Annotated in this window: 16 protein-coding genes; 7 read left to right on the top strand and 9 right to left on the bottom strand. The window is 64.8% G+C overall.

The window, feature by feature from the left end:
* Positions 1-22: 22 nt before the first annotated feature.
* The 3 genes from qcrC to qcrB all read left to right on the top strand — a co-directional run bounded on the left by qcrC (position 23) and on the right by qcrB (position 3,630).
* A complete protein-coding gene (qcrC, locus tag AC2JAJ_RS17795) occupies positions 23-811 on the top strand; it encodes a cytochrome bc1 complex diheme cytochrome c subunit (protein ID WP_221384990.1) in 789 nt (262 codons plus the stop codon).
* 100 nt (positions 812-911) lie between these two features.
* Positions 912-1,982, top strand: coding sequence for a cytochrome bc1 complex Rieske iron-sulfur subunit (gene qcrA / locus AC2JAJ_RS17790; RefSeq protein WP_221384988.1), 1,071 nt, complete (start codon positions 912-914; stop codon positions 1,980-1,982).
* Positions 1,960-3,630: a cytochrome bc1 complex cytochrome b subunit gene (qcrB, locus tag AC2JAJ_RS17785; protein WP_221384987.1), complete on the top strand. Its 1,671-nt coding sequence runs from the start codon at positions 1,960-1,962 to the stop codon at positions 3,628-3,630. Before qcrA ends, qcrB begins: the two co-directional genes overlap by 23 nt.
* A 113-nt stretch (positions 3,631-3,743) precedes the next feature.
* Here qcrB and AC2JAJ_RS17780 read toward each other — a convergent pair whose 3' ends face one another.
* The gene (locus tag AC2JAJ_RS17780; RefSeq protein ID WP_221384985.1) at positions 3,744-4,514 is read right to left on the bottom strand and encodes a GntR family transcriptional regulator; all 771 of its coding nucleotides are present in this window, start codon (positions 4,512-4,514) and stop codon (positions 3,744-3,746) included.
* Between the two features lie 167 nt (positions 4,515-4,681).
* On the opposite strand from AC2JAJ_RS17780, the gene AC2JAJ_RS17775 reads away from it, so the two are divergent.
* Both AC2JAJ_RS17775 and AC2JAJ_RS17770 read left to right on the top strand, forming a co-directional pair.
* Positions 4,682-4,975, top strand: coding sequence for an HPr family phosphocarrier protein (locus AC2JAJ_RS17775; RefSeq protein WP_221384983.1), 294 nt, complete (start codon positions 4,682-4,684; stop codon positions 4,973-4,975).
* 497 nt (positions 4,976-5,472) lie between these two features.
* Positions 5,473-6,678: an IS30 family transposase gene (locus tag AC2JAJ_RS17770; RefSeq protein ID WP_473697619.1), complete on the top strand. Its 1,206-nt coding sequence runs from the start codon at positions 5,473-5,475 to the stop codon at positions 6,676-6,678.
* 72 nt (positions 6,679-6,750) lie between these two features.
* Here AC2JAJ_RS17770 and AC2JAJ_RS17765 read toward each other — a convergent pair whose 3' ends face one another.
* The 5 genes from AC2JAJ_RS17765 to AC2JAJ_RS17745 all read right to left on the bottom strand — a co-directional run bounded on the left by AC2JAJ_RS17765 (position 6,751) and on the right by AC2JAJ_RS17745 (position 11,947).
* The gene (locus AC2JAJ_RS17765; protein ID WP_221384981.1) at positions 6,751-7,152 is read right to left on the bottom strand and encodes a cytochrome c oxidase subunit 4; all 402 of its coding nucleotides are present in this window, start codon (positions 7,150-7,152) and stop codon (positions 6,751-6,753) included.
* Positions 7,149-8,876, bottom strand: a complete 1,728-nt coding sequence (gene ctaD / locus AC2JAJ_RS17760; RefSeq protein WP_221384979.1) for an aa3-type cytochrome oxidase subunit I — start codon at positions 8,874-8,876, stop codon at positions 7,149-7,151. Before ctaD ends, AC2JAJ_RS17765 begins: the two co-directional genes overlap by 4 nt.
* 10 nt (positions 8,877-8,886) lie before the next feature.
* Positions 8,887-9,759, bottom strand: coding sequence for an aa3-type cytochrome oxidase subunit II (gene ctaC, locus AC2JAJ_RS17755; protein ID WP_221384977.1), 873 nt, complete (start codon positions 9,757-9,759; stop codon positions 8,887-8,889).
* Between the two features lie 188 nt (positions 9,760-9,947).
* Positions 9,948-10,334 carry a HesB/IscA family protein gene (locus tag AC2JAJ_RS17750; protein ID WP_221384975.1) on the bottom strand — a complete coding sequence of 129 codons (387 nt, stop codon included), beginning with the start codon at positions 10,332-10,334 and terminating at the stop codon, positions 9,948-9,950.
* 173 nt (positions 10,335-10,507) lie between these two features.
* Positions 10,508-11,947 (bottom strand): M20/M25/M40 family metallo-hydrolase, encoded by a 1,440-nt coding sequence (locus AC2JAJ_RS17745; RefSeq protein WP_501053230.1) that lies wholly within the window; start codon positions 11,945-11,947, stop codon positions 10,508-10,510.
* Between the two features lie 91 nt (positions 11,948-12,038).
* Here AC2JAJ_RS17745 and AC2JAJ_RS17740 point away from each other — a divergent pair, with 91 nt between their 5' ends.
* On the top strand, positions 12,039-12,641 hold the full coding sequence (locus tag AC2JAJ_RS17740) for a DUF3043 domain-containing protein (protein ID WP_221384972.1): 603 nt from the start codon (positions 12,039-12,041) through the stop codon (positions 12,639-12,641).
* Positions 12,642-12,719: 78 nt separating this feature from the next.
* Here AC2JAJ_RS17740 and AC2JAJ_RS17735 read toward each other — a convergent pair whose 3' ends face one another.
* On the bottom strand, positions 12,720-13,790 hold the full coding sequence (locus AC2JAJ_RS17735) for a quinone-dependent dihydroorotate dehydrogenase (protein WP_501053229.1): 1,071 nt from the start codon (positions 13,788-13,790) through the stop codon (positions 12,720-12,722).
* 101 nt (positions 13,791-13,891) lie between these two features.
* Here AC2JAJ_RS17735 and AC2JAJ_RS17730 point away from each other — a divergent pair, with 101 nt between their 5' ends.
* A complete protein-coding gene (locus tag AC2JAJ_RS17730; protein ID WP_486415008.1) occupies positions 13,892-14,908 on the top strand; it encodes an alpha/beta hydrolase in 1,017 nt (338 codons plus the stop codon).
* Positions 14,909-14,910: 2 nt separating this feature from the next.
* Here AC2JAJ_RS17730 and AC2JAJ_RS17725 read toward each other — a convergent pair whose 3' ends face one another.
* The gene (locus AC2JAJ_RS17725; protein ID WP_486415009.1) at positions 14,911-15,762 is read right to left on the bottom strand and encodes an isoprenyl transferase; all 852 of its coding nucleotides are present in this window, start codon (positions 15,760-15,762) and stop codon (positions 14,911-14,913) included.
* 2 nt (positions 15,763-15,764) lie between these two features.
* Positions 15,765-16,517: a DNA repair protein RecO gene (recO, locus tag AC2JAJ_RS17720; RefSeq protein WP_486415010.1), complete on the bottom strand. Its 753-nt coding sequence runs from the start codon at positions 16,515-16,517 to the stop codon at positions 15,765-15,767.
* Positions 16,518-16,562 lie beyond the last annotated feature (45 nt).

Below are 16,562 nucleotides of genomic sequence, written 5' to 3'. Positions count from 1 at the left end.
GATCGAATAAAGGAACCACCACGTGAAGGCACTCTCACAAAAGCGGCGTCACCCACTTGCAGCAATAGCGCTGCTTCTGATGGGCCTCCTCATCACTGGTGGGCTGTACGCCGTTGCCACCACCGTCAACGAGGCCAAGGCTTCCACCACCACCTACAGTGCGAGCGACGTGGAAGAGGGCGGCAAGCTGTTCGCCGCCAACTGCGCCACCTGCCACGGCATGGGTGCAAGTGGCTCCAAGGATGGTCCCTCGCTGGTGGGTGTCGGTGCCGCTGCTGTTGATTTCCAGGTGGGCACCGGACGTATGCCCATGCAGATGAACGGCCCCCAGGCCATGAAGAAGCCCGTCCAGTTCAATGACGAGCAGACCCACCAGCTTGCAGCCTACGTTGCTTCCCTGGGAGCCGGCCCGGCGATTCCTGAAGAGCACCTGCTGGACGAGGGCGGCGACGCCGCTGCCGGTGGCGAGCTCTTCCGCACGAACTGCGCCATGTGCCACAACGCCGCTGCTGCCGGTGGCGCCCTGACCCGCGGTAAGTTTGCGCCCGCCCTTGCGGACGTTTCCGGCAAGCACATCTACGAGGCCATGGTCACGGGTCCGCAGAACATGCCGGTGTTCAGCGACGCGAACATCTCCCCGGAGGGCAAGCGCGACATCATCACCTTCCTGAAGCAGATCGAAACCACCGGTTCCCCTGGTGGTGCCGATCTCGGATCCCTGGGTCCGGTAGCCGAAGGGCTGTTCGTATGGGTTGCCGGCCTCGGCGTCATCATCGCCTTCACCATCTGGCTGACGTCCCGGACTTCCTGACATTCCGCAGGGAACCAGAAACTTCTGCTGACCCGGTCAGCAGCTTGATATTAGAAACTAACCCGGCGATCGCCGGGACGAGAGAAGGATGAGGCGAATTATGGGCAACCATAGTGACGGCAGTCCGAACCACTCGGGCACCGTAGCTACGGCTGGTCAGAATGAGGTGGAGAAGTTCCAGGATCCTGGAATCCCTCCGCACCGTTTGCGCCTGGCTGACACGGACCCGAAGGCCGCCAAGCGGGCAGAACGGCAGGTCGCCTTACTATTTGGCGTTTCTGTTGTTGGAACCCTGATCTTCCTGGTGGCGTACTTCGCCATCGATCTGGGTGACGATTCCAGCATTGCCACCATCCGGCTCCAGAACGCCCTGCTCGGCGTCGGCACTGCGTTCGCCATGCTGGGCATCGGTACCGGCATCGTGCACTGGGCCAAGGCCCTCATGCCCGACCACGAGGTTTCCGAGGAACGCCACGCGATCCGTTACGAAGAGGACCGCCAGGCTGCTGTCCGCATCGTCGACGACATCGTCGAGGAAACCGGCATCAAGCGCCGCCCGCTGATCCGGAACACTCTTCTCGGTGCCGTGGCCCTTGCCCCGCTTCCGGCGGTTGCCATCTTCGGCGACCTCGGTCCCCGTCCCGACGACAAGCTCGCACACACCATGTGGGCCCCCCAGGACGGCAAGCGCAAGCGCCTCACCAGGGACCCGGACGGGACCCCCATCAAGGCATCGGATGTCACCATCGGTTCGGCGTTCCACGTCATCCCGGAAGGCCTGAACGAACTCGAAGAAGGCAAGCTCAATGAGAAGGCCAAGTCCGTTGTGCTGCTCATGCGCCTTGATCCGGCATCGCTGAACCCCTCCAAGGGTCGTGAAGAGTGGGGCTACAACGGCATCGTTGCCTACTCGAAGATCTGCACCCACGTCGGTTGCCCCGTTGCTCTCTACGAGCAGCAGACGCACCACCTGCTGTGCCCGTGCCACCAGTCCACCTTTGACCTCACGCAGGAGTGCAAGGTGATCTTCGGCCCCGCCAGCCGTCCTCTCCCCCAGCTGCCCATCGCAGTTGATGACGAGGGCTACCTCGTCGCTACCAGCGACTTCCATGAACCCGTAGGACCAAGTTACTGGGAGCGTGATATGCATGAGCGCAGCATCAACAGCTGAGCCCGCTTTCGTCGCCAAGACCAAGACAGGCCGGTTTACCGACTTTGTCGATTCACGTGTTGGCGGTTCCGGGATCCTCCGCGAGTTCGGCCGCAAGGTCTTCCCCGACCACTGGTCCTTCATGTTCGGTGAAGTGGCGCTGTACTCGTTCGTCATCCTGCTTCTCTCCGGCACCTTCCTGACGTTCTTCTTTGATCCGTCCATGGCGGAAACGCACTACGACGGTGGATACGTACCGCTCAAGGGCGTCGAGATGTCGGTGGCCTACAGCTCATCGCTGAACATCTCCTTCGACATCCGCGGCGGACTGTTCATGCGCCAGGTACACCACTGGGCAGCACTGCTCTTCGTGGCGTCCATCGCTGTACACATGCTGAGGGTCTTCTTCACCGGCGCGTTCCGCAAGCCCCGCGAAATGAACTGGGTTGTGGGCGGTGTCCTGCTGATCCTGGCCATGGCTGCCGGCTTCACCGGCTACTCGCTCCCCGATGACCTGCTGTCCGGCAACGGCCTGCGCATCATCGACGGCGTGATCAAGTCGATCCCGGTTATCGGCACGTACATCTCGTTCTTCCTGTTCGGCGGGGAGTTCCCCGGTACGGCCATCATCAGCCGCCTCTACATGCTGCACATCCTGCTGGTGCCGGCACTGATCCTGCTGATGATCGTGCTGCACCTCTTCATGGTTGTCGTCCACAAGCACACCCAGTACCCGGGTCCGGGCCGCAACGACAACAACGTCGTCGGCTACCCGCTGGGTCCGGTGTATGCAGCCAAGGCCGGCGGCTTCTTCTTCATCGTGTTCGGCGTGATCGCGCTCATGGCCGCGTTCTTCACCATCAACCCGATCTGGAACTACGGTCCGTACGACCCCTCCCCCGTTTCCGCCGGTACGCAGCCTGACTGGTACATCGGATTCGTCGACGGCGCCCTGCGCCTCATGCCGGGAACCTTCGGCGACTGGCACGTCGAGCAGATCTTCTTCGGACAGGTCTTCACGTTCAACGTCCTGCTGCCCGCCCTGGTACCGGCCGGCATCCTGTTTACCGTGATGTTCACCTACCCGTGGATTGAGCGCTGGGTGACCAAGGACGACCGTGAGCACCACGTCCTTGACCGTCCGCGTAACGCGCCGACCCGTACGGGCATCGGTGTCGCCGGCTTCATCTGGTACTGCGTCATGTGGGCAGCTGCCGGCTCCGACCTCATCGCCACGCACTTCCACGTGTCCCTGAACGATGTCACCTACTGGCTGCGCGCCTTGTTCTTCGTGGGACCGATCATCGGCTTCATCGTCGCCAAGCGCGTCGCCCTGGCGCTGCAGCGCAAGGACCGCGAGATCGCACTGCACGGCCGGGAGACCGGACGTATCGTGCGGCTCCCGCATGGTGAGTTCATCGAGGTTCACGCTCCGCTCGACGAATACAAGCGCTACAAGCTTGTTGGCTTCGAGTCGCCGGAGGTGCTGCCTGCCGTACCGAACGAGCACGGCGTCGTGACCCGCAAGGAAAAGCGCCGCGCTGCGCTTTCCCGCTGGTTCTTCGAGGACCGGGTCGCCCCGGCCACCCCCGCAGAGCTTGAGGCTGCACACGGCCACGGCCACGCCGCTGTCGAAAGCACAGAGGAAGCGAAGAGCCTGACCCACTAGGGTTCAAGCCCAACGGATAGGGCCCGGTCCATATGGACCGGGCCCTATTTGCGTCCGGGCGTCAACCCAGGTTGGGGGCGCTGCGCGGGATGGCGCGGCGTGACGCGAAGGGACTAGTGGTTCCTTGCCCGCCGCGCACCTGGCCGCTGCAGAGGAACCCAGAGCTTGTAGCGGTCCGCGCGGTAGTACGAAACGGAGTAGTCCACCATGGCCCGTGCCACGAAGGCGTGGCGCTGGATCTTGAGCAGTGGTGCCCCGACATCCACGTTCAGCAGCCGGGCGGTGGATGGCGAAGCGGCGGTCGCTTCGATCATGTCCTCCCCCCACTCCATGACGAGGCCGAACTGTTCGCTGAGGACGTTGTACAGGGAAGTCGGCGGCTCGCCGTCGAGAAGGCCCGGAACACGGTGGGCGGGGATGAAGTTCTCGTCAACGCTCATGGGCTCGCCATCGGCCAGCAGCAGCCGCCGGAAGCGCACCAGCGGCGTGCCCTCATCCAGCTGCAGTTCGCGGGCCAGGAAAGCGCTGGCGCCAATCTGTTCAAAGCTCAGAACTTTCGCGGCAGGAACCATTCCGCGCCGCTGCATCTCTTCGCTGTAGGACGTCAGCTTCACCTGCAGGTCGAGTTTTGGCTTGCGAACGAATGTACCCAGGCCAACGACACGCTCAATGACTTCCTCGCCCACGAGCGCGTCAATGGCCTGCCGCACGGTCATCCTTGCAAGCCCGAAACGCTCCGCCAGGTCCCGTTCGGAAGGGAGGGCCGAGCCCGGCGGGCACGACTGGGCAATGTAAGCCCGCAGTATCTCGCGCAGCTGAACGTAAATGGCGGTACCGCTGGTGCGGTCGATTTCACCGGTGATTGCCGTGGCGCCAGCTGCCATCTGTATGTCTCCTGCCGTGGGGTCCGTACTCCAATTTTAGGACGGTCTAGACCAGCCCGGAGACAGCACGCCTTCTTTCGCGGGACCGGTTTACGGCCAGCTATATTGGGTCAGGAAAATCAGACAACAGGCGGGATTGGGGCCCGTCGCGACGAAGGAGTCCCCCTTTGCCAACACAAAAGGCCGTGGTCACCGCCCCGGTGGGCCTGCACGCCCGTCCTGCTGCGGTGTTTGTCCGCGCGGCGACGGAAACGGGACTTCCCGTGACCATCAGGAAGGCCGGCGCCGAGGATGTTGACGCCACCTCGCTGCTGCACGTGATGACTGCCGACTTCCCGGTGGGCTGCGAGGTGGAGCTTTCCATCAGTGACGCGGCCCTGGACGGCGCACACGGCCGCCGGGAAGCGGAAGAGGCACTGGGCAGCCTCCGCCGGCTGCTCGAGTCGCAGGGGGCCTCGTAGCCCCCTTTTTGACGACAACGACGACGGGCCCCACCTTCCTTGAGTTCTAGCGGTCGTTGCAACACCCATAGATTTTGGGAGTTGCAACGACCGTGCCGCATTTAAGCGAAATTTCAGCGGAGTCCCGGAAGTACGCGAGATCGACTGTTCAGCAGAGGGAAGAGTTCTTCCGGGTTTTTGACCGACTCGGAAGTGCGACATTGGCCGCGGCAGAACTGGGTTTGAACCGGAACAGCTGCTATCAGTGGCTCCGCAAGGCTGGCCTCACTTCCGGGAACACCGCATCAACCCGGGCGGCAGCCAGAGCCAAGTACACGCCCGAACAGAAACGGGAGTTCTTGTCCGTTCTCGAGCGGGAAGGGAGCGTGACTGTTGCCGCAGCTGAAATCAGCCTGAATGTAAACACCGCGTTCCGCTGGGCACGCGAGGCGGGCATTTCCAGCCGACCGGTGAGTCATCGCAGGCGGGTGGAGTACCTGCGCTTACGGGACCAAGGACTGAGCCGGCGCGATGCGGTCAAGGTGCTGGGCGTTCCCCGCAGCAGTGCACGGGAGTGGGAGCTTGGGGTGAGGAAATCGGGCGGTCGACGCATTTATCCAGCTGGACAGAGAGTGCACTACAACCATGTCGTGGATTCTTCGACACTTCCTGCCGTCCCCGACAATAGGCAGCAGACCCGGCCTGTATCGATCTCGGTGCTTGAACGGCCCCTTGACCCGAGGTTTCTGTCGCTGCAAGAACGCGAAACCATCCGGGACCTGAACGCCGCTGGGGCTTCGGTACGTTCAATCGCGGCAGTGTTGCAGCGATCGCCGTCGACCGTTAGCCGGGAAATCACCCGTAACGGCCACCCGGGCGTTGGCTACCAGCCGTATGCGGCGCAACGTCAAGCTGCCTCACGCCGCGCCCGGCCCAAGATCGCGAAACTCGCTGGTGAATCGGACCTGAGCAACTACGTGAAAGAGAAACTGCTCATACGCTGGTCTCCGGAGCAGATCAGCCACACCCTGGTCGACGAGTTCCCCGACAAACCGGAGATGCGCGTGAGCCCAGAGACGATCTATCAAGCCCTCTACATCCAGGCCCGGGGCGGCCTCAAACGCGAGGTCGCAACTGCCCTGCGGACGGGCCGGGCCCGCCGCAAACCCCACAAGGATCCACAACAACGCCAGTCACGGTTCGTGGATCCGATGGTCATGATTTCCGAACGCCCGCCCCAGATCGAAGACAGGGCCGTTCCCGGGCACTGGGAAGGCGATCTCATCACCGGGGCGAACAACCAGTCCGCGATCGCCACGCTCGTGGAACGCACCACCCGCTACGTGATGCTCGTCCACCTTCCCGGGGACCACACCGCGGAAACCGTCCGCGACGGACTTATCAACACCATGTCCACCCTTCCGGGGCACCTGCGCGGCTCCCTGACCTGGGACCAAGGCGCGGAAATGGCAGCCCACAAATCCTTCAGCCTCGCCACCGACATGGACGTCTACTTCTGCGACCCGGCCAGCCCCTGGCAGCGCGGCTCGAACGAAAACACCAACGGGCTACTGCGCCAATACTTCCCCAAAGGAACCGACCTGTCCGTCTACGGCCCCGAAGACCTCGAACACGTCGCCCAGGAACTCAACGGCCGCCCACGCAAAACGCTCGACTGGAAAACTCCAGCCGAGCGTCTGCGTGATTTACTACTAACCACCTAACCAGCAGGTGTTGCAACGACCCCTAGAATCCGCCGAGCCGGGCACCCGCCGTCGTTGTTTAGCTGGTTCTGCCTAGTGCGCGTGGTCTCCGCGGCTGTATTCGTAGACCCAGCCCACGAGCGCGACCACTGCGATGCCTCCAGCGACGAAGACGATCCAGAAGCCGACAGCCAGGCCAAGGAAGCCGGTGGCGCAGGCGATGCCGAGGACCAGAGGCCACCAGCTCCAGGGGCTGAAGTGGCCCTGTTCGCCGGCGCCCTCGTGGATCTCGGCGTCGCTGCGGTCCTCAGGACGCATGCCGACGCGCTTGCCGGTGAAGCCGAGGTAGGCGCCGATCATGCCCGCGAGGCCACCGACCAGGAGAATACCCAGAATGCCGACCCATTCACTCCAGTTGGTCAGGAAGCCGTACACCAACGCAACCGGGACGAAGAAGAAGACGCCCGAGCCAAAGATCCAGGATTCGATTTTCACTGTGCGGTGTCCTTCTGGTCGGCGTTGCCGAGGGCCCGCGCTGCGGGAGCCGGCGACTCAACGGTGTGGACCTGGCGGAGTTCAGGGTGGTGCAGGTCCAGGGCGGGGCGCTCCGAACGGATCCGGGGCAGGGAGGTGAAGTTGTGCCGCGGCGGCGGGCAGGACGTGGCCCACTCAAGCGAGGCCCCGAAGCCCCAGGGGTCGTCCACCTGCACCTTTTCGGCGCTGCGCCAGGTGATGTAGACGTTCCAGAAGAACGGAATCAGGGAAGCGCCGAGCACGAACGAGGCCACCGTGGAGAACTGGTTCATCCAGGTGAAGTTGTCTTCCACGAGGTAGTCGGCGTAGCGGCGGGGCATGCCCTCGACGCCCAGCCAGTGCTGGATCAGGAAGGTGCCGTGGAAGCCGAGGAACAGGAGCCAGAAGTGGATCTTGCCCAGGCGCTCGTTGAGCATCTTCCCGGTCCACTTGGGCCACCAGAAGTAGAACCCGGCGAACATGGCGAACACCACCGTGCCGAACACCACGTAGTGGAAGTGCGCCACCACGAAGTAGGAGTCCGAGACGTGGAAGTCCAGCGGCGGCGAGGCCAGGATGATGCCGGTCAGGCCACCGAAGAGGAAGGTGATCATGAAGCCGATGCTCCACAGCATCGGGGTCTCGAACGTCAACGACCCGCGCCACATGGTGCCGATCCAGTTGAAGAACTTCACGCCCGTGGGGACCGCGATGAGCATCGTCATGAAGGAGAAGAACGGGAGCAGGACCGCGCCGGTGACGTACATGTGGTGGGCCCACACCGTCACCGAAAGGGCGGCGATGGCGATGGTGGCGTACACCAGGCCCTTGTAGCCGAAGATCGGCTTGCGGCTGAAGACCGGGAAGATCTCGGAGACGATGCCGAAGAACGGCAGCGCGATGATGTACACCTCGGGGTGGCCGAAGAACCAGAACAGGTGCTGCCAGAGGACGGCGCCGCCGTTTTCGGGATCGAAGATGTGGGCACCGAACTTCCGGTCCGCGCCGAGCGCGAACAGTGCCGCGGCCAGCGGCGGGAACGCCATGAGAACCAGGATCGCAGTGACCAGGGTGTTCCAGGTAAAGATCGGCATGCGCCACATGGTCATGCCCGGGGCGCGCATGCAGATGATGGTGGTGATGAAGTTGACCGCGCCGAGGATGGTGCCGAAGCCGGACAGCGCCAGGCCGAACACCCAGAGGTCACCGCCGACGCCCGGTGTGAACGTCGTGTTGGACAGCGGCGCGTAGGCGAACCAGCCGAAGGACGCAGCACCCTGCGGGGTGATGAAGCCGGAGACGGCGATGGTGGAGCCGAACAGGAAGAACCAGAACGCCAGCGCGTTCAGGCGCGGGAACGCCACGTCCGGGGCGCCGATCTGCAGCGGCATGATCACGTTGGCGAACCCGGCAAACAGCGGGGTGGCGAACATCAGCAGCATGACGGTGCCGTGCATGGTGAACAGCTGGTTGTACTGTTCCTTGGTCTGCAGGATCTGCATGCCGGGCTCGAACAGCTCGGCACGGATCAGCAGCGCCATCACGCCGCCCAGGCAGAAGAACACGAAGGACGCGATCAGGTACATGTACCCGATGGTCTTGTGGTCCGTGGAGGTGATCCAGTTGACGACGATGCGCCCCTTGGATTTTGGCACCACGGGAGCCGCCAGGGTTCCCGCGGGTGCGGTTTGGGTGTACGTAGCCACGTCGCTCCCCTTACTTGGTTTCGTTCAGGTTCGGGTTGCGGTCGTACTCCACGCCAAGCAGGCCGGTGTTGCCTTCAGCCTTGAGCTGGTCCATGTGCGTCTGGAATTCGGATTCCGACACCACCTTGACGCGGAACAGCATTTCGGAGTGGTACTCGCCGCAGAGTTCGGCACACTTGCCGTCGTAGGTTCCCTCCTTGGTGGGGGTGAACCTGATGTAGTTGGTCTTCCCAGGGATCATGTCGCGCTTCTGCAGGAAGGCGGGAACCCAGAAGGAGTGGATAACGTCGCGGGCGTTGAGCTCAAGATCAACGGACTTGTTGACCGGCAAGTACAGCGTGGGGAGCTGTTCCTTGTCGATGGTGTTGCCGGTGAGGTGCGCCTGGACGCCGGCTTCGTGCAGGTCTTCCTTGATCACGTCGCCGGACTTGTAGTTGAAGTCCCATGCCCACTGCTTGCCGCGGACGTCGACGACGACGTCGGCCGGCTGGGAGCGGTCGTCAATGGCCTGCTGGTCGCGGTCGGTGAAGTAGAAGAACACCAGCACCATGAACAGCGGGATCGTCAGGTAGAAGACCTCCAGCGGGAGGTTGAAGCTGGTCTGCCGGGGGAAGCCGACGGTGCCTTTGCGGCGGCGGTAGGCGACCAGGCACCAGACGATCAGACCCCAGGTAATGATGCCCACAACCAGGGCGGCAATCCATGAGTTGACCCAGAGGTCCATGATGCGGTCGGTGTTGCTGGTGGTGCCACGTTCTGTGGGCAGCCACCCCTTCTCTACCTCTGGCGAACATCCGGTCAAAACCAACGCGCCGGCAATTGCCAAGCTTGAGATCGTGGTGATCGTTTTGCGTCGGCTGCCGGTTCGGTTCTGCGAACTCACAGACGGCCCTTCCTACTTGTTGCTGTTGTCCGGGCAGCCATCGGCGGCCCCGGGCACACTAAAAAGTTTTACTACTCGGTGTAGAGCTTACCGCTCCCCCGGGCGTTTCGCCCACATGTCGGCGCCGAGCCTCCATGCCGTTTTTCACGGCAGGAAGCCCGGCGCGGGCATCGGGCGAAATAACCGGCTTAGTGGAACGAATCGCCGCAGGCGCAGGAGCCGCCGGCGTTCGGATTGTCGATGGTGAAGCCCTGCTTCGAGATGGTGTCCTCGAAGTCGATGCTGGCACCGCTGAGGTACGGCACGCTCATCTTGTCCACGACCACTTCGACGCCGTCGAAATCGCGCACGGCGTCACCGTCAAGGAGCCGCTCGTCGAAGTAGAGCTGGTAGATCAGCCCGGAGCAGCCGCCGGGCTGCACGGCGACGCGGAGGCGAAGGTCCGTGCGGCCTTCCTGTTCGAGGAGGCTGCGTACTTTGCCTGCAGCTACATCGGTCAGGTTGACCTCGTGAACGGGCAGTTCCTCGCTGGCCGCGGGGGCGGCGGTGCTGTTTTCGTTGGTTGCGGTGCTCATTGGCCTACCTTCTTAGGACGGTCTGGCGGCGCCGCTCTGACGGCGCCTGCCCCTACGGATACGGTATGGGCTATAGCTACATGCTACGCGCGGCAGTCCTGTAGCTCTAACTGCTGACGTAACCCGCAAAGTCTCCCGGTTGTTCCCTGGAAGCGCATGTTCAGGACGCTGATTCAGAGCCCTTCGTCATTCAGCCCGGCCAGAAGCAGTGCCTCGGCCAGGATCGCGTTGCGGAAATCGCCGATATGCAGGGATTCGTTGGCGCTGTGGGCCCTGGAGTCAGGGTCCTCGACACCGGTCACCAGGATCTGGACATCGGGATACAGCTCCGTCAGATCCGCGATGAACGGTATGGAGCCGCCAATTCCGGTTTCCACGGCCGGGACGCCCCATGCCTCCCCCAGCGCCCGCATGGCCAGCACTGCGGCAGCGGATGAGGTATCCGTTTGGAACGGGTTGCCGGCCTCCCCCGGCGTGAAGACGACTTTGGCACCGAAGGGCGCGTTGGCTTCCACGTGCCGGCGGACCGCTTCCATGGCGTCGGCAGGCACCTGGCCGGGCGCCAGCCGGAGACTGAATTTGGCCCGGGCGCGCGGCAGCAGGGTGTTGGATGCAACCTCTACGGCAGGCGCGTCGAACCCTATGATCGACAACGCAGGCTTGGTCCACAGCCGCGACGCTATGTTCCCCGACCCGGCCAGGCGCACACCGTCCAGCACGGAAGCGTCAGCCCGGTAGTCGGCCTCGGGCATGTCGACGGCGGCCGAATCCGTAGCCACGAGTCCTTCGATGGCAACGTTCCCCTCGTCGTCGTGGAACGTGGCGATCAGGCGGGACAGCAGGGTTGGCGCGTCCAGGACCGGTCCGCCGTACATGCCGGAGTGGACGGCATGCTCCAGGACCTGCACCTCGATGACGCCGTCCACGAGGCCGCGCAGGCTGGTGGTCAGGGCCGGAATCCCCACCTTCCAGTTGCTCGAGTCGGCGACGACGATGACGTCGGCCCGGAGCAGTTCGCGGTTCGCTTCCAGGAAGGGCCGGAAAGTCGGCGACCCCGCCTCCTCCTCCCCCTCGATGAAGAAGGTCACGCCCAACCCCAGGGAACCGGCGAGGACCTCCGAAACGGCCGCGTAGGCAGCCACGTGCGCCATGATGCCGGCTTTGTCATCGGCCGCGCCGCGCCCGTAGAGCCGGCCGTCCTTTTCCACGGCGGCAAACGGCTCCGAATTCCAGAGGGATTCGTCGCCCACGGGCTGGACGTCGTGGTGTGCGTAGAGCAGGATGGTCGGCTTGCCCGGAGCAGCAGGGCGGCGGGCGACGACGGCGGGCCCGCCCGGCGTGCCGTCCGGCTTGTTGCAGGCCAGGATCTGCACGTCGGCAAGTCCGGCTGCCCGCAGCAGGCCGGCGACGGCCTCGGCGCTTTGCTCGAGCGGGGCCCGGTCAAAGCTCGGCCAGGCGATGCCGGGGATGGCAACCAGTTCCTTCAGCTGGGCGAGGGTTTGGTCAAAGGAACGGTCCACGGCCGAGCGAAGGTCGTCCGCCCGGGTTCCGTCGGAACGGGAGCCTGAAGGGCCCGGGGAATTGCGCGGGGTGTCCGCCGATGATGAAGTCATGGCGAAAACATTACCCGCGTCACATTGCGCCGCAGCTGAAGGCGGGCTGGACGCAGGCCGCCGGCCGCCCTCCGCAAGGTATTCTGTTCAGGTGTTCGGACGTAGAAAAGAAGCGCCCTCGGCGCAGGCAACAGTAGACCAGCAAGCTCCAGAGGCGGCGGCCCGGCAGGGCAGCTCCGCAGGCAAAGGCGCACCCACTCCCACCCGCAAGGCCCAGGAGGCTGCCCGCAAGCGCCCGCTGGTGCCCGAGGACCGCAAGGCCTCCAAGGCTGCCGAACGCCAGGCCGTCCAGGACCAGCGCCTGAAGATGCGCCGTGCGCTGGACACCGGCGACGAGAAGTTCCTGCCGCTGCGGGACAAGGGTCCCCAGAAGCGGTTTGCCCGCGATTACGTGGATGCGCGCTTCAACCTTGGTGAGTACCTGATGTTCGGCGCCCTGGTCTTCGTGCTGGTGTCCCTGGTGGTCCCGGCTTCCAGCGACATGATGATCTACGTCCTGGGCGCTTTCTGGGTCATGTTCCTGGCAGTGTTCGTCGACGCCTTCATCCTCTCCCGCAAGCTCCGGAAGCGGCTGGCGGAAAAATTCGGCGAGGTGGAGCGCGGCACCGTGTGGTACGGCTCCATGCGTTCCCTGCAGTTCCGCAAACTGCGCCTGCCCAAGCCCCAGGTGAAGCGCGGACAGTACCCGGCCTGACGTCCTCCCGGGAAAGAATCCCGGCAGCATTGAAAAACGAGCCCCGGCGGTAGTACCGCCGGGGCTCGTTGTGCATTCTCAGGCGCGGCGGTTCTTCGCCAGCTGCCGGTTGATCCGGGCCGCCCAGAACGGCCCCTCATACAGGAAGGCCGTGTAGCCCTGGACCAGGGTGGCGCCGGCATCCAGCCTGTCCTGGACATCCTGTGCCGACTCCACCCCGCCCACTGCCACGAGAACCAGCTGGTCGCCCGTGGCTTTCTTCAACCGCTGCAGGACCTCGAGGGAGCGCTGTTTCAGCGGCGCCCCGGACAGCCCACCCGCCCCGCACTTCTCCACGTCAGCCGCCGGTGAAACCAGCCCGGTCCTGGCGATCGTGGTGTTCGTGGCGATGATGCCATCCAGCTTCAGGTCCAGCGCAAGCCTGGCGACGTCGTCGATGTCCTCGTCACTGAGGTCCGGGGCGATCTTCACCAGCAGGGGCACATGCCGTCCGGCGGCACGGTCCGCCTCCTCGCCCACCGCGGTGAGCAGCGGGCGGAGGGTTTCAACATCCTGGAGCAGCCGTAGCCCGGGGGTGTTGGGCGAGCTGACGTTGACCACCAGGTAGTCGGCGGCGGGGGCCAGGCTGCGTGCGCTGATGAGGTAGTCATCCACTGCGTCGGCGAGCTCCACGACCTTTGTCTTGCCGATGTTGACGCCGATGACCGGCCGCACGCCGGGGTACCTGCGCTGAAGTGCCGCGCGCGCTGCCTTCAGGCGCGGCGCGACTGCGGAGGCGCCGTCGTTATTGAATCCCATCCGGTTGATGACCGCGCGGTCCTGGACCAGGCGGAAGAGACGCGGCTTGTCGTTTCCCGGCTGGGCCTGCCCGGTGATGGTGCCCACCTCTACGTGGCCGAACCCCAGTTCCGTCAGGGCCTCGATGCCGTGCCCTTCCTTGTCGAACCCGGCGGCCAGCCCGAACGGCGACGGAAAAGTCACACCGAACGCCGTGGTCTGCAACGACGGGGCCGGGGCGGTCAGCTTCTGCAGGAGCTTTCCGGCACCCGAGGCATGCACCAGCCTGATGCCCATGAATCCGATTTTGTGGGCGCGTTCTGCGTCCATCCATGAAAAGGCAAGCCTGAAGAAAGTGGGATAAACGCGCATGGCACTAGTTTTCCGTCTCGCGGGCTCCAAACCAAAACGGCGCAGCGAAAACGTTCGTCCTGGCACGGCACCGCCGGTTGCAGCCGGATTAGCATGAGGACATGGAGTGGCAGCCGGACATCCTGGGCGGGGAGTTCCAGTCCCACGCCTTCACCGCGAGAGGGTCCGACGGAGTGGAACGCACGGCCACCCTGGTCCGGCTCCGTCCGGCCGGCGCCCAGCCCCCTCCCGCCCACGGCCACCGCGCCGTGTTGTTCCTCCACGGCTGGAGCGACTACTTCTTCAACGTGGATCTGGCGCGGTTCTGGGCCGCGGCCGGCTACGACTTCTATGCATTGGACATGCATAACCACGGACGGAGCCTGCGCCCCGAATCACCGGGCGGATACGTCGCTGACCTTGCCGCCTACGACGCCGAGATCAAGGAGGCGTGCCGCCTGATCGCCCGGGAAAGCGGCCCGGACCCGGTAACCCTGATGGGCCATTCAACCGGCGGCTTGGTCGCTGCCCTCTGGACGAGCCGCCACCCCGGGACCGTGTCCCAGCTGGTCCTCAACAGCCCGTGGCTGGAGATGCATGGAAGTTCGCTGGTGCGCCGGGCCGCGTCCAGCATGGTGCGGCCCGTGGCCCGGTTCCGGCCCCAGGCAATCCTCCGCCTGCCCGAGCGGGGACACTACTGGCGCACCATCAGCAGTGCCGCGGACGGTGAGTGGCCGCTTGATGAGCGCTACCGGCCGCCGATGGCCTTTCCCGTGCGTGCCGGCTGGCTGAGGGCAATACTTGCCGGGCACGCACGGGTGGCCCGTGGACTGGAGATCGAAGCGCCGATTCTTGTCCTGCTGTCCAAGGGGAGTGCGAATGGGCTCCTCTGGTCGGAGGAGATGCGGCGGACCGACGCCGTCCTGGACGTCAACACCATTGGCGTGCGCGCGTTGACGTTGGGCCGTACCGTCACCGTGGAACGGATCGACGGCGCCCTGCACGACGTCTTCCTCTCCCCCGGCCCGGTCCGCGCTGACGCCTACGCACGCCTGGCCCGCTGGCTTGGCGCCTACGGCAGCCTGGCCGGCGGGCCGCCCGGCGCAGCGCATGAAGCCAGCCCCCATGAGGGCCGGTGAGGCTAAGCCCCGGAGGTATCCGGCCCGGCGTCCGCAGCCGGCGCCGCGGCATCGACGGCACCCCCGTACCGGCGGTCCCGCCGGGCATATTCCTCGACGGCGGCCCAGAGCGTTCTCCGGTCCACGTCCGGCCACAGCGTGTCCATGAAGACGAATTCCGCGTAGGCAGACTGCCAGAGCAGGAAGTTGGACAACCTCTGCTCCCCGGAGCTGCGCAGGAACAGGTCCACGTCCGGCAGGTCGGGTTCATCGAGGTATTTCTGGATGGTGCGCTCGGTGATGGCGCCCGGCTTCAGCTTGCCCGCAGCTACGTCGGCGGCAATCGCAGAGACCGCATCGGTGATCTCGGCGCGCCCGCCGTAATTAACACACATGGTCAAATTACAGGTGGTGTTCGCGGCCGTGAACTCCTCCGCTTCCTCCAGCTCCCGGATGACCGAGCCCCACAATCGGGGGCGCCGCCCGGCCCACCGGACACGGACGCCCCAGTCGTCCAGCTGGTTGCGTTGGCGGCGCAGCACATCCTTGTTAAATCCCATCAGGAAGCGCACCTCTTCCGGGGACCTGCGCCAGTTCTCCGTGGAAAAGGCGTATACGCTGACGTATTCGATCCCCAGCTCGATGGCGCCGGCCATGACGTCCAGGAGGGCCGGTTCCCCTGCCTTGTGGCCCTCGATCCGCGGCAGGCCGCGCTGGTTGGCCCACCGGCCGTTGCCGTCCATCACGATGGCGACGTGCCGCGGAATGAATTCGGCCGGTATGGACGGGGCCACCGCACCTGACGGGTGCGGGTAAGGCGCCAGCACAGGATGGGTGCGTTTGCGGGCAGGACTGTTCTTTTTCCCCAGGACCACTGTCAGTTACGCTCCACATGCTTGAGGGATTTCAGGACTCGTTCGAGATGCCATTGCAGGTATGCAGCCACCAGGCCCGCAGCTTCCTTCCGGTGCTGGTGAAGCGACGCGTCGGCCGTCCCCCAGTCTCCGGTCAGCAATGCCGCCAGAAGGGAGACTGTTTCCGGGGCGGGTGCCGGTGAACCGGGCGGCCGGCAGCCACCACACACCATTCCACCGAAGGGGGCGGAGAAGGCCGAGTGCGGACCCGGCAGGCCGCAGCGGGCACAGTCGGTGAAGCTGGGCGCCCAGCCACCGGTGGCCAAGGCACGGAGCAGGTATGAATCCAGGATGAGGCCGGGCGCGTGTTCGTCGCGGCTCAAGGCCGCAAGGGCGCCCACCAGCAGGTTGTACTGGGCGGTGCCTGCCTCCCCGTCCACGTCCGTGAGCTTTTCGGCCGTTTCCGTCATGGCCGCGGCAACGGTGTACCGGCCGTAGTCCGCCGCGATGCTGCCGCCGTACGCACCTTTGGCCACGGCCTGGGCGACGATGTCCAGCGTCCGGCCTGACACCAGCTGCAGGTCCGCCACCATGAACGGTTCAAGCCGGGCCCCAAAACGGCTGCTGGTGCGCCGCACTCCTTTGGCAACGGCACGGACCTGGCCGTGATGCTTTGTCAGGAGGGTGATGATCCTGTCCGCCTCGCCCAGCTTGTGGGTGCGCAGCACCACAGCATCGTCCCGGTACGCCCGGGAGGCAAAAGAGTGTTGGGCCACGCTCTATCTTCCCATCCTGGCCGGCACCTCGCTGCCGCCGATGCG

This window comes from Arthrobacter sp. MOO21 (assembly GCF_057369995.2).
This window is presented reverse-complemented; position numbering and strand designations above follow the sequence as displayed.

Excerpts from the sequence above, each read along its gene's own strand:
- qcrA (WP_221384988.1), top strand. The coding sequence starts at position 912 with ATGGGCAACCATAGTGACGGCAGTCCGAACCACTCGGGCACCGTAGCT.
- qcrB (WP_221384987.1), top strand. The coding sequence starts at position 1,960 with ATGAGCGCAGCATCAACAGCTGAGCCCGCTTTCGTCGCCAAGACCAAG.
- AC2JAJ_RS17780 (WP_221384985.1), bottom strand. The coding sequence starts at position 4,514 with ATGGCAGCTGGCGCCACGGCAATCACCGGTGAAATCGACCGCACCAGC.
- AC2JAJ_RS17750 (WP_221384975.1), bottom strand. The coding sequence starts at position 10,334 with ATGAGCACCGCAACCAACGAAAACAGCACCGCCGCCCCCGCGGCCAGC.
- AC2JAJ_RS17745 (WP_501053230.1), bottom strand. The coding sequence starts at position 11,947 with ATGACTTCATCATCGGCGGACACCCCGCGCAATTCCCCGGGCCCTTCA.
- AC2JAJ_RS17735 (WP_501053229.1), bottom strand. The coding sequence starts at position 13,790 with ATGCGCGTTTATCCCACTTTCTTCAGGCTTGCCTTTTCATGGATGGAC.
- AC2JAJ_RS17730 (WP_486415008.1), top strand. The coding sequence starts at position 13,892 with ATGGAGTGGCAGCCGGACATCCTGGGCGGGGAGTTCCAGTCCCACGCC.